Annotated in this window: 9 protein-coding genes and 1 pseudogene; 1 reads left to right on the forward strand and 9 read right to left on the reverse strand. The window is 64.3% G+C overall.

Annotated elements, in window-relative coordinates:
- Window positions 1–2 precede the first annotated feature (2 nt).
- The 8 genes and pseudogenes from MU553_RS02715 to MU553_RS02750 form a co-directional block, all read right to left on the reverse strand.
- Complete coding sequence (locus MU553_RS02715) at window positions 3–1514, reverse strand: globin-coupled sensor protein (RefSeq protein ID WP_247375106.1); 1512 nt, start codon at window positions 1512–1514, stop codon at window positions 3–5.
- Window positions 1515–1683: 169 nt separating this feature from the next.
- Window positions 1684–2388, reverse strand: coding sequence for an acyl-CoA synthetase family protein (locus tag MU553_RS02720; RefSeq protein ID WP_247375109.1), 705 nt, complete (start codon window positions 2386–2388; stop codon window positions 1684–1686).
- 257 nt (window positions 2389–2645) lie between these two features.
- Entirely contained in the window at window positions 2646–3800 is a 1155-nt protein-coding gene (dnaJ, locus tag MU553_RS02725) for a molecular chaperone DnaJ (protein ID WP_247375111.1), read from the reverse strand.
- Window positions 3801–3882: 82 nt separating this feature from the next.
- Window positions 3883–5397 carry a globin-coupled sensor protein gene (locus tag MU553_RS02730; RefSeq protein WP_247375130.1) on the reverse strand — a complete coding sequence of 505 codons (1515 nt, stop codon included), beginning with the start codon at window positions 5395–5397 and terminating at the stop codon, window positions 3883–3885.
- A 75-nt stretch (window positions 5398–5472) separates the two neighbouring features.
- A pseudogene (locus MU553_RS02735) lies at window positions 5473–5928 on the reverse strand (bacteriohemerythrin); the annotation flags it as partial.
- A 152-nt stretch (window positions 5929–6080) separates the two neighbouring features.
- Entirely contained in the window at window positions 6081–6479 is a 399-nt protein-coding gene (locus tag MU553_RS02740) for a DUF5518 domain-containing protein (RefSeq protein ID WP_247375153.1), read from the reverse strand.
- A gap of 552 nt (window positions 6480–7031) precedes the next feature.
- A complete protein-coding gene (gene dnaK, locus MU553_RS02745; protein ID WP_247375170.1) occupies window positions 7032–8948 on the reverse strand; it encodes a molecular chaperone DnaK in 1917 nt (638 codons plus the stop codon).
- 180 nt (window positions 8949–9128) lie between these two features.
- A complete protein-coding gene (locus tag MU553_RS02750) occupies window positions 9129–9866 on the reverse strand; it encodes a nucleotide exchange factor GrpE (RefSeq protein ID WP_247375173.1) in 738 nt (245 codons plus the stop codon).
- A 112-nt stretch (window positions 9867–9978) separates the two neighbouring features.
- Here MU553_RS02750 and MU553_RS02755 point away from each other — a divergent pair, with 112 nt between their 5' ends.
- The gene (locus tag MU553_RS02755) at window positions 9979–11313 is read left to right on the forward strand and encodes a DEAD/DEAH box helicase family protein (protein WP_247375177.1); all 1335 of its coding nucleotides are present in this window, start codon (window positions 9979–9981) and stop codon (window positions 11311–11313) included.
- A gap of 61 nt (window positions 11314–11374) precedes the next feature.
- On the opposite strand, the gene MU553_RS02760 is transcribed toward MU553_RS02755, so the two are convergent.
- Window positions 11375–11791: a hypothetical protein gene (locus tag MU553_RS02760; protein ID WP_247375180.1), complete on the reverse strand. Its 417-nt coding sequence runs from the start codon at window positions 11789–11791 to the stop codon at window positions 11375–11377.
- Window positions 11792–11804 lie beyond the last annotated feature (13 nt).

Genomic DNA, 11804 nt, shown 5'->3' on the forward strand with positions numbered 1-11804 from the left:
TTTCAGTTGAGCCGCTGGACCGAGTCGTTGATTTCCTCGATCCGGCGGGTCTGTTCCTCGTTCGCGGTCGCGACGGCGCCGATCTCGTCGGAGATGTCGTGTACCTGCTCGACGGCCTCGTCGATCATGCTCGCGACTTCCTCGGTCGAAGCCGCCTGGTCGTCCGTCGCGGCTGCGACCTCCTGGATGCCGTCCGAAACGTCCTGGATGCTCTCGACGATGTCGGTCAGTTTCGCCATGGCGGCTTCGACCTGCTCGATTCCGTCGTCGACCTGGGTGGTCGTCGTCTCCAGGCTCTCGACCGTCTGCTCGGTGTCGCGCTGGATGTTCTCGATCCGCTGTTCTATCTGGCCGGCGTACTCCTGCGACTGCTCGGCGAGGCTCTTGACCTCGTCGGCGACGACGGCGAACCCCTCTCCGGCCTCGCCCGCGCGAGCGGCCTCGATAGAGGCGTTGAGCGCGAGAATGTTCGTCTGGTCGGCGATGTCGTTGATGACGTCGACGATCTCGTCGATCTCGCCGACGCGGTCGTTCAGCTGGTCGACGTCGGCTCGGACGGAGTCGGCCGAGTCAGCAGCAGTCTCCATCATCGAGATCGCTTCCTCCGCCGATTCCTGACCGTCGACGGCGAGGTCCGTGGCCTCCGTGCTTCGTGCGTCGACCTCGTCGGCCGTCGAGGCCACCTCCTCGATCGTCGCCGAGAGGTTCGAAACTTCGGCCGCCACCTCCTCTATGTTCGCGGCCTGCTCGTTCGAGAGGTCGCCGATCTCCTTCGAGCGGTCCGATACCTCGCCGGCCTTCGCCTGCAGGTCGGTGACCTCCTGATCGACGGTCTCGGCCACCTCCCGCTGGCGGTCGAGTTCGTTCTCGAGTTCGTTGCTGTACGAATCGATGTACGTGTCCATCGCGACGCCCTGGTCGAGCAGGAACAGCTTCAGCAGCGATCCCATCCGTTCGGAGAGAGCGTCGGCGACCTGCTGAGCCGTCTCTCGCGTCTCGTCGGCGGCCCCCGGTGGCACGAACTCCGACACCGCATCGTCCGCCAGTCCGTCCAACAGTCCCTCGTAGTAGACGCTGTACGCGCCGAGATAGACCTTCGGCCCGAGGTCGAGCATGTCGTGAATCTTCCCGATCCGAGCCCGGCGGGCGAAGTAGTCCGACTCGTAGGTTCCCGCGCCGAGGTCGAGGAGATACTGCGTTTGATCGCGCTTGAGCATCTCGACGCCCTTCGAGGAGGACTGGAGGATCGCGACGCTCTCGTCGAACGACTGGAGATGCGCGTAGAACTCCTCGACCAGGTCCTGGGCCACGTCCTCGAACACGTGAGAGACTGCCGCCAGTTGCGCTTCGTCTTCCTCGTCGAACCCGGTGAACGCCTTGCGCCACTGGATTTCGGTACTGTCGATGCCGATCTCCGTCGCCAGCGCGTCGCCGTCGACCCCTCGCCGATCCGCGGCCGAGATCTTGTACCCGTCACCGGCGTCGGTTGCCCGATCCGTGATATCGCTCGTCATGATATTGATGTTTCGATACCCCTACCTAAGCGGTTACCCCGACTAGTTAGGTATCTTCCCGTGCACTGGGATCGGACCGCTGGTCGCCGCCGAGACAGTGGCTAAAACCCGCGACCGTCGTCACTGGCCGGGGAGGAGAACGTGACTCGGTACTGACAGGCGACCGGATTCAGAGAACAGTTCCGGGGGAGAGCGTCCGTGCTTCTGCTGCGTCGTCCGCTGTGACGGCAACCGTCCCCGTTCGGTCCGCCCCCGGAACGAGAATCGTCGCGTCGACGGACAGCGGTGCGAGAACCCCGGCGACGAGCGTTCCCGGCTGTGTGAGCGAGGACCTGACGGCTACCTCGTCGTCTGCCGAGAGGTCAGTCTCGGCGACGACCTGCTCGGTCGCGGCGAGGAGGTGATCGTGACTGTAGGTCTCGCCGTCAGTCACCAGCAGGTCCGCGTCAGCGTCGACCCGGTCCGGTGGCATCGTCGGGTTCTCGCTCCAGACGTCGCGCTCGAAGTGGATCACTTCCGGATCGTCGGATTGGCCACCGTACGCGACCCGTTTGGTACCCGGCGTCGGCTCCCAGTCGGTGACGGTAGCTGCCGGACCGATCACCAGCCTGGCGTCGGCCTCCAGCGGGTCGCCGAAGCGGACAGGTGCCCCGAGCAACGCGGCGCCGAAGAACGCGAGCAGGGTCTGTGGCGTCGCGTCGTCGACGATCGCGACCTGCCGGCCCGGGCCGACGCCGTGGTACCGGAAGAGGCTCGCTGCTTTCCAGGCGTCCGTGCAGAACTTGTGCGCAGTGTACGGTTGCGAGGCGTCCGAGTACACGAGCGGCTCCTTCCGACGGCGCTCCCGTGCGACGAGGTCCCCGATGACGTCCATACCGACGGCTACCCGTTCGAGGGTCATATACTCCCGGAAAAACGGCGCGAGGCCGCCGAGGGGAAGGGGGTGGGGTTACAAGTAGCGGTCGATCGACCGATACCGACCCCGCGCCGAATTTAGATACGGCCGCGATAATATTAAGCGTAATTGAAGGTAAATAATACATTCTGGCGACGAGACGTGTTCTCGGCGGTATGACGGGGGAACGAATCCAGTCAGGAACCTTTCAATTCTGGCGGTCGGAGGACCGGCGGTCAGAAGCTGTTTTTGATTTTCTCGAAGAAGCCCTGATCGACGTCGATCTCTTCGCCGCCGGCCTCGGCGAAGGCCTCCAGCGCCTCGCGCTGTTCCTCGTTGAGACTTTCGGGCGTGACGACCTGGGCGCGCACGTACAGATCGCCCTGGCCGCGCCGTCGCAGTTGCGGCATCCCTTTGCCCTGCAGTCTGAACACTTCGCCGCTCTGTGTCCCCGCCGGGATTTCGAGTTCGACGGTCCCGTCGATGGTCGGCACCTCGACGGTGTCACCGAAGACCGCCTGGGGGAACGAGATGGCGTGCTGGTAGTAGAGATCGGAGCCCTCTCGATCGAACTCCGGATGGTCCGCCACCGACACCTCGATGAGCAGATCGCCGTTGGGACCGCCGTTCTCGCCGGGTGCGCCCTCGCCGCCCATTCGAAGCGTCTGGCCGTCTTCGATTCCTGCGGGAACCTCCACCGACAGCGTCGCCTCGTTGCGGACCGTCCCGTCGCCGCGACAGGTGTCACAGGTCTCGTCGTACAGCGTCCCGTCCCCGCTGCAGCGTCGACAGGTCGTCGTCTGCTGGACCCGTCCCATGGGCGTCTGCTGCACCTGCGTGACCTGTCCGCGTCCGTTACACTCCGGACAGGTTTCCGAATCGGCGCCCGGGGGATGGCCGCTGCCGTCACAGTCCGGACAGCTCTCGGGTCGCGTGAGCGTCAGCTCCTTCTCGGCGCCGTTGAAGGCGTCTTCGAGGTCGATCTCCAGCGACGTTCGCAGGTCTGCGCCCTGGCGTGGCCCGTTTCGGGACCCGCCGCCGCCGAAGAACTGCTCGAAGATGTCGCCCATGTCGCCGAAGGGGCCGCCCCCGCCACCGCCGCCGAAGGGATTGCCGCCGCCTGCACCGCGGCGGCCGCCACCGCCGTCGAAGCCGCCCTGCTTCTGTGCCTGCTCGAAGCGGTCGTGGCCCAGCCGGTCGTATGCCTGCCGTTTCTCCTCGTCGGTCAGTACTTTCTTGGCCTGCTGAATCTTCTTGAACTTCTCCTCTGCGTCGTCGTGGTCGCTAACGTCAGGATGATACTCCTGAGCTTTCTCCCGGTACGCCTGCTTGATCTCGTCTTCACTGGCGTCTCGGGAGACACCGAGTACCTCGTAGAAGTCCTCGCTCATTCGTTACCGATCCATATTCGATTGAGGTACTTGAAAAGAACGGGTCGATCATCGGACGGCCGACTGACGCTCATCACGGGCGTCAGATGTCTTCACTGAGCTGTTTGAGATCCGAGGTGACCTTGAACACCTTGGCGGTCTGTTGTTCGTTCGCTCGCGCGATCTCCTCGATCTCGTCGTTGATCTCGTTGATGCGGTCGGTCGCGTCGTCGACCATCGTCGCGACGTCTTCGGCCGTGACCGCCTGACTGTCGGTCGCGTCGGCGACCTCGCGGACGCCGTTGGCCGCTTCCTCGACGACCGTGACGATCTCGTCGAGTTGGGCCATGGCGTTCTCGACCTGCTCGATGCCCGTCTCGAGATCCGTCGCCGTCGTTTCGATGGTGCCCGCAGTCTGTTGGATGTCGGTTTTGATCTCGGAGATCATCGACTCGATCTGATCGGCCTGCGACTGGGACTCCTCGGCCAAGTTCTTCACCTCGTCGGCGACGACGGCGAACCCCTCGCCGGCCTCGCCCGCGCGAGCGGCCTCGATGGAGGCGTTGAGCGCGAGAATGTTCGTCTGGTCGGCGATGTCGTTGATGATGGTGACGATCTCGCCGATCTCTTCAGTCTGGGCCTCCAGATCACTGACTTTCGCATCGATTTTGGCGGCGGAGTCCTCGATGTCTTCCATCACGTCGACCGCCGCTGACGCCGACTCCTGTCCGTCGGCGGCGGCGTCGAGGGCTCGCTCGCTCGTCTCGTGGACGTCGTTCGACGTGGCGGCGATCTCCTCGATGGTCGCGCTCAGATTCGCCATCTCGGATCGTATCTCGTCCATGTTCCCCACTTCGGTGTTCGTGAGATCGCTGATCCGCTGGGAACTCTCGGACACCTCGGTCGCGAACTCCTGCAGGTCCTGCGCCGCCGATTGGGTTTCCTCGGCGATCTGGCGACGACGCTCGACTTCCGCCTCGATCTGTTGTAAATGGCTGTCGATGTACGTGTCCATCGCGACCTGCAGATCCAGGTTCATGATCTTGAGCGCCGAGAGGACCCGGTCGGATCCGTCGTCGATCTCCGCGGCGACGTCATCGATGGTATCCTCGGAGACGCCGGCCTCGCGGAGTTGGGATGCGACGTTCTCCTGGACCTGCTCGGTCAACACGGAGAGCAACAGATCGAAGTAGACGCCGTACTGCCCGATGTAGAGGTTCGCGGGCATATCGAGCAACTCGTGCAGTTTGCCGACGCGAGCGCGGTTCTGGAAGTACTCGGTGTCGTAGCCGCCGGTCGTGAGCGTCGTCCAGTAAGCGCGCTGGGTCTGCTTTAGCTCCTCGATCCCCTTCGGCGAGCGGCCGATCACGTCAGTCGCCCGGTCGTACTGGGAGAGGTTGTCGTAAAACCGGTCCGCGATTTCGTCGTCGTGTTCACGGAACGTCTCTTCGAGCGAACGGAGACGGCGCACGTCGCCCTCGTCGAAGTCGATGAAGTCCTTTCGCCACGCGATCTCTTCCGGGTCGAGTCCGATGCTGTCGACGAGGTCGTCGACGTCTACCTCGTCGTTGAGCCCGCCCTGCCCGAAAACGTGCATCTCGTCTGAGGATTGTTCCATAGATTGAACAGAAATTCCTGCTGTCGTTGTATTTCTGGGGTCGTACGCGGCTTCGAAGCCACTCGATATCCGTCACTCGAACTCGTACTCGTCGACTTCCTGCTGGAAGTACTCGCCGTAGCTTTGATCCTGCTCGTCGCCCGCAATGTGGCTGTCGAGCCAGTCGCGGGCGAACTCCAGTACCTCCATCGTGATGAACTCGCCGTCTTCGTGCTTCTTTCGCAGTTCGGTCACCTTCGACGCGAAGTTCTGGTGCATCTCCTCGTGGTTGTGGAAACACTCCGAGCAGTCCCGCGCGTACCCACAGTCCTGCATGAACTCCTCTTCGTCCCCGAAGTGATACTCGGTGTACTCTTCGAGTTCCTTGAGGATGTCCCCGAGTTCTTCCTGGGCACGCCCCTCCTCCATGGCCTCGTGGAGGTCGTTGAGCAGCGAAAACAGTCGCTTGTGCTGGTCGTCGAAGCGATCGATGTCCGTGCTGTACTTCGTCTCGTTCCACTCGATGAGCGCCACTGATAGATCCCTCGACAGGTCAGTCGGAGATACAGACCATAGTGAATGAGGCCGATTTTCAAAGTGTGAGAATTGCTCGACGCAGTCGACGCCGTCCACCCCGGCGCGAGAGTTGAGTGCCATTGCTCCGGCCGGTCTCGTCGAGATCGCGAAGGGCGACTTCAGTTCCTTCAGCGTGCCTCGGTCGCCGGGGTCTCGCGGGCCTCGGCCCGACCGCTGACCCAGCCACCGAAGGCACCGGCGATCGCACCGGGAATCGCCTGGCCGAACAGAACGACCAGACCGACGATGAACGCCCCCAGGGTGAAGACCAGGCCAGTGAACAGGGCCGCAAACACGGTCAAGACGACGAGGGTGAGCAGCCCACCGAAGACCGTCGCCAATCCGCCGTGAAGGGCTCCGTCACCCACCCCGGCGACCATGTATCCGGCGACCGCGCCGCCGATCAACCCCGGCAGTACGTGCACGAACGCGGTCGATTGTGTGGGCGGCACCAGCCACGAAACGATCAGTCCGAGCGTTACGGCCACGAGGAACCCGACGAACACCGCACGCCAGTTGATGTCCATGGGCGACGATACCACCCGCCAAGCAAAAGACATTGTTTTTAAATTGATAGTTTTGCCAGCCAGTCAGCCGTAACGAGCGCGGCAGGTTGGCTCGACGACGCTACCAAAAGCAGTCAGTTACTTACGGCGCATCACGGCCCGTTAGGCGCAGAGAGATAGGGCGCGCGATTCCGGTCGCGTTACTTTCCGAGACGCCGTCAGAGCGAATCTCTGACGTGTTGGCGAGGACTCGTCTGTTACTCTTCGTCTTCAATTCCCTCGAAAAACCTCCCTTCGGTCGGTTTTCGAGACGCCGATAGACTTCGCTTCGCTCGTCTATCGAGCCGACGAGAGCGACGACTCGCGTTACTCGTTCTCGTCCGTTCAGAAAGCTCGCTCACGCTCGCTTTCTGAAACACCGGAAGACGTCACTGCGTTCGTCTTCCGAGCCGACGAAGACTCGTCCGTTCAGTCCTCGTCTTCGTTTCCCTCGAAAACCTCCCTTCGGTCGCTTTTCGAGACGCCGGAAGACGTCACTGCGTTCGTCTTCCGAGTCGACGACTCGGACTTGCGTTACTCGTCCTCGTCGTCCACGTCCTCGAAGTCGGCGTCGACGTACTCCTCGTCACCCGCACCGGCGCCCGCTGCGCCCGCGCCCGGACCTGCTCCGGCACCGGGGCCAGCGCCGCCCGGACCAGCGCCCGCGGCACCGCCGGGGCCTGCGCCGCCAGCGGCCTGCTGGGCCTGCTGCTGGTACATCTGCTTGCCGATCTCCTGGAGTTCTTCGGAGAGGTTCTCGGTGACCTCCTGGAGTTCCTCCTTGCCGGCGTCCTCGTCTTCGAGCGTCTCCTCGACCTCGTCCATGGCGTCCTCGATGGACTCGCGGAGGTCGTCGTCGACGGCGTCCTCGTTCTCGTCGAGGAGCTTCTCGGCGCGGCGGACCGCAGCCTCGGCGTCGTTGCGCGCCTCGATGCGCTCGCGACGCTCCTGGTCTTCCTCGGCGTGTTGCTCGGCTTCTTCCTGCATCTGCTCGATCTGGTCGTCCGAGAGACCGGCACCGCCCTCGATGGTGATGGACTGGGAGTTACCCGAGCCCTTGTCCTCTGCCTCGACGTTGACGATGCCGTCCTCGTCGATGGAGAAGCCGACCTCGATCTGGGGCGTTCCGGCCGGCGCCGGCGGGATGCCCGTCAGCTGGAACTCCCCGAGGAGTTCGTTCTCCTCGGCCATCTCGCGTTCACCCTGGAACACGCGGACCTGCACGGAGGTCTGGTTGTCCGCGGCCGTGGTGAAGATCTTCGACTCCTCGGTCGGGATGGTCGTGTTCTTCTCGATGAGCCGCTCGAACAGGCCGCCCTTGACCTCGATCCCGAGCGAGAGCGGCGTCACGTCGAGCAGGACGATGTCGTCGACCTCGCCGCCCAGCACGCCGCCCTGGATCGCCGCGCCGAGGGCGACCGCTTCGTCGGGGTTGACGTTCTTCTGGGGTTCCTGGCCCGCGAGTTCCTCGACTTTCTCCTGAACCTGGGGCATCCGGGTGGAGCCACCGACCAGGAGCACTTCGTCGATGTCGTCCTTGGAGTAGCCGGCGTCTTCGAGCGCCTGCTCGGTCGGGCCGACCGTCCGCTCGACGAGGTCCTCGGTCAGCGACTCGAACGTCGCGCGCGTGATCTTCTGTTCGAGATCCTTCGGGCCGTCGTCGTCGGCCGCGATGAACGGCAGGGTGACCGTCGTCTCTTTCCGGGAGGAGAGTTCGATCTTGGCTTCCTCTGCGGCCTCGGTCAGGCGCTGGAGCGCCTGGCGGTCCTCGCGGAGGTCGATCCCGTGTTCTTCCTCGAACTCGTCGGCCAGATAGTCGATGATGGCGTGGTCCCAGTCGTCCCCACCGAGTTCGTTGTCACCGTTGGTCGCGACGACCTCGTAGACGCCGCCGCCGAGGTCGAGCAGCGAAACGTCGAACGTCCCGCCACCGAGGTCGTAGACGAGCACCGTCTGGTCGGACTCGTCGTCGAGTCCGTAGGCCATCGACGCGGCGGTCGGCTCGTTGACGATCCGCTCGACCTCGAAGCCAGCGATCTCGCCGGCGTCCTTGGTCGCCTGGCGCTGGCGGTCCGAGAAGTACGCCGGAACGGTGATGACGGCCTTCTCCACCTCGTCACCGAGGTACTCTTCGGCGTCGTGTTTGATCTTCTGGAGGATCATCGCCGAGATCTGCTCGGGCGTATACTCCTCGCCGTCGAGTTCGACGTAGTAGCCGTCCTCGCCCATGTGGCGCTTGATGGACTGAATAGTCTGTTCCGGGTTCTGGACGGCCTGGTTCTTCGCGGGCTTGCCGACCAGCCGCTCGCCGTCCTCGGTGAACGACACCATCGAGGGCGTCGTCCGGTCTCCCTCACTGTTCACGATGATTTCCGGGTCGCCACCCTCCATCACCGCGAAGGCGCTGTTGGTGGTACCGAGGTCGATACCGAGAATCTTGTTGCTCGCCATTGTTATCATCCCCTACCGGTCTGAATCGGTTAAAAGTTGCTAGATTCGTGACGACCGACCACGGCCCAGTTCGGCCGTGTCCGGCGTTTTCGACCGCCGTCCAGCGATCTGACCGGGACTTATATTAGGTACCGCAAATCAATCGTTCTTCGGACCGCTAGGCGTCGGTTTCCAGGCCGACTAACCGTCCGATCCAGGCCCGTCGCTAACTGTGACCTGTGCGGTCCGGATTACCTTTTCGGCCATCTCGTAGCCGGGGCGGTGAACCTCGTCGATCGTTCCCTCCGGGTGGTCGCTCTCGACGCGGAGGAGCACCTCGTGGCGCTGGGGGTCGACCTCCTCGCCGGGTTCGGGCTTGATCTCGGCGACGTTCTCGCGTTCGAGTTCCTCGTCGAACTGCCGGAGCGTCGTTTCGATCCCGTCGCGGATGTCGGCGTTCTCGTCCTGGTCCAACGCGCGCACGAGGTTGTCGCGAACTTCGACCAACCGCTCGACGAGGTCTTCGGTGGCGCGCTGTTTCTCCTCTTCCCGGCGTTTCTTCATCCGCTTCTTGTAGTTCTGGAAGTCCGCTTGCGTGCGCTTGAGCCGGGATTCGAGGTCGTCCTTTTCCTGCTCGGTCGTGTCGAGTTGTTGCTCCAGCGAGGCGACTTTCGTCCGGAGTGCGGTGATCTCAGTCGCCAACTGCTCGGCGTCGGTGTCCTGGATGCGTTCGATCAGGTCCGCGTCGGCAGCGGCGTCCGCGTCAGCGATCTCGTCGAGTGATGCGTCCTCGGGAACGTCCGCGTCGTCGAGAATGTCGTCGAGCGCGTCCGCATCTCCGGAAGACGCCTCGGCAGCTGACTGCTCGTCGTTCGCTGTACCGTCGTCGTCGGGCTCCGTCTGATCGTCCGCCGTCTCGGAGGCGTCCGGCTCGCTCATGTTCCCGGGAAGGCCCGGGACGGGTAAAAGGGTTCAGAAAGCGGCTCTTCCCACTGGCAGGTACGCGGCGGACCTCGACACACTCATCTGACCGACTCCCGAACGAACGGGCGTGCTGAGGCTCGCCTACGAGGAAGGGACCATCCGTCTCGCCGGCGACGTGCCGACCGGACTACCGGGCGTCGAACGCGACCCGCGATCGAAAACTGCCCGTGCGCCCGGGTTCCGCTATCGCGACATCCGCGACGCTCTCGACGAACGCGGCGTCCCCTACGAGGACCGCGTCCTCGATCTCCCACCGCTCGACCTCGCCTCGACGTACGAACTCCGGGGGTACCAGCAGACCGCGCTGTCGACCTGGCGGGACAACGACGAGCGGGGAGTGCTCGAACTTCCGACCGGCAGCGGGAAGACAGTCATCGGGATCAAAGCCATCGAGTCTCTGGCCACGCCGACGCTGGTCGTCGTCCCCACGATCGACCTCCTGGAGCAGTGGCGACGAGAACTCGAAGCGGAGTTCGACGTCCCGATCGGGCAGTTCGGCGGCGGCGAGCAGCGCCGCGAGGACGTCACGGTCTCGACGTACGATTCGGCGTACCTGCGAGCCGACGAGGTGGGTGATACGTTCGGGTTCGTGCTCTTCGACGAGGTCCACCACCTCGGTGGCGAGGGCTATCGGGAGATCGCACGGCTGCTCGCCGCACCCGCGCGGATGGGGTTGACCGCCACCTTCGAGCGCCCGGACGACGCCCACGAAGCCGTCGCAGACCTCGTCGGGCCACTGGTCCACCGCGTGGGCGTCGACGAGTTGGCCGGCGAGCACCTGGCGGACTACGACATCAAGCGGATCGAGGTGTCGCTCACCACCGAGGAGCGCGCGGAGTACGAGCGCAATCAGGAGGTGTTCACCGACTACCTGGCGCAGTCGAACATCCAGCTCCGGAGCGGCAGCGACTACCAGGAACTCGTCAAGCGGTCGGGCACCGATCCGCGGGCGAGAGAGGCGCTGCTCGCCAAGCAGCGGGCGCGGGACGTGATGCTGAGCGCCGACCGGAAAGTCGAGGAACTCGAGTCGATCCTCGCCCGGCACCGCGAGGATCGGATCATCGTGTTCACTGCGTCGACGGACCTGGTGTATCGACTTTCGGAGCGGTTCCTGCTGCCGGCGATCACGCACGAGACGCCGACCGCTGAGCGGCGAGAGATCATCGAGCGGTTCCGGGCCGGTGAGTACTCGCGAGTCGTGACGGCGAACGTGCTCGACGAGGGGGTCGACGTACCGGACGCGAACGTGGCGGTGGTGCTCTCGGGGAGCGGCAGCGAGCGGGAGTTCACCCAGCGGCTCGGACGGATTCTTCGGCCGAAGGCGGACGGGAAGCGGGCGCTCCTGTACGAGGTTGTGAGTCGTGAGACGGCGGAGGAGCGAGTGGCCGAGCGGCGTCGGTGAAGACGCTCACAGTACGTGGTCGGCCGGGAGCAGAGTGGCCGAGCGGCGTCGGTGAGGGAAGTCAGTAGTCGAAGGCAAAATCGAGCGACGTGGCGCTGTCTCGCCACGCGTCGTAGTCGAACGAGAACACGAAGGAGAGATCAGTGCTCTCGCCGCTCCCGAGGTCGAGGGGCTGTTCCTGTTCGATCTCGTCGCCGTCCAGGCTGGCCGTGACCCGGATGGTCGCAATGCGGTCGACGGACGCCGGGTTCGTGACGGTGAGGTCGATGCGGACGTTACCGTCGGCGCTCTCACTGATCGCGTAATCGTTGCGGACCTGGAGGGGACGGCGCGTCGTCAGCCCGCCACCACCGCCGTCGTCGTCGGGCTCAGCCGGCGTCCCAGTCGGCGGTGACGGCGCCGGTGCGGGCGCCTCCGAACAGCCCGCTACCCCCGCTGCCAGAAGGCCGAGCGAGCGGACGACCTGTCGACGCTGCATACGCCAGGGGTGT

This window comes from Halorientalis brevis (genome assembly GCF_023077655.1).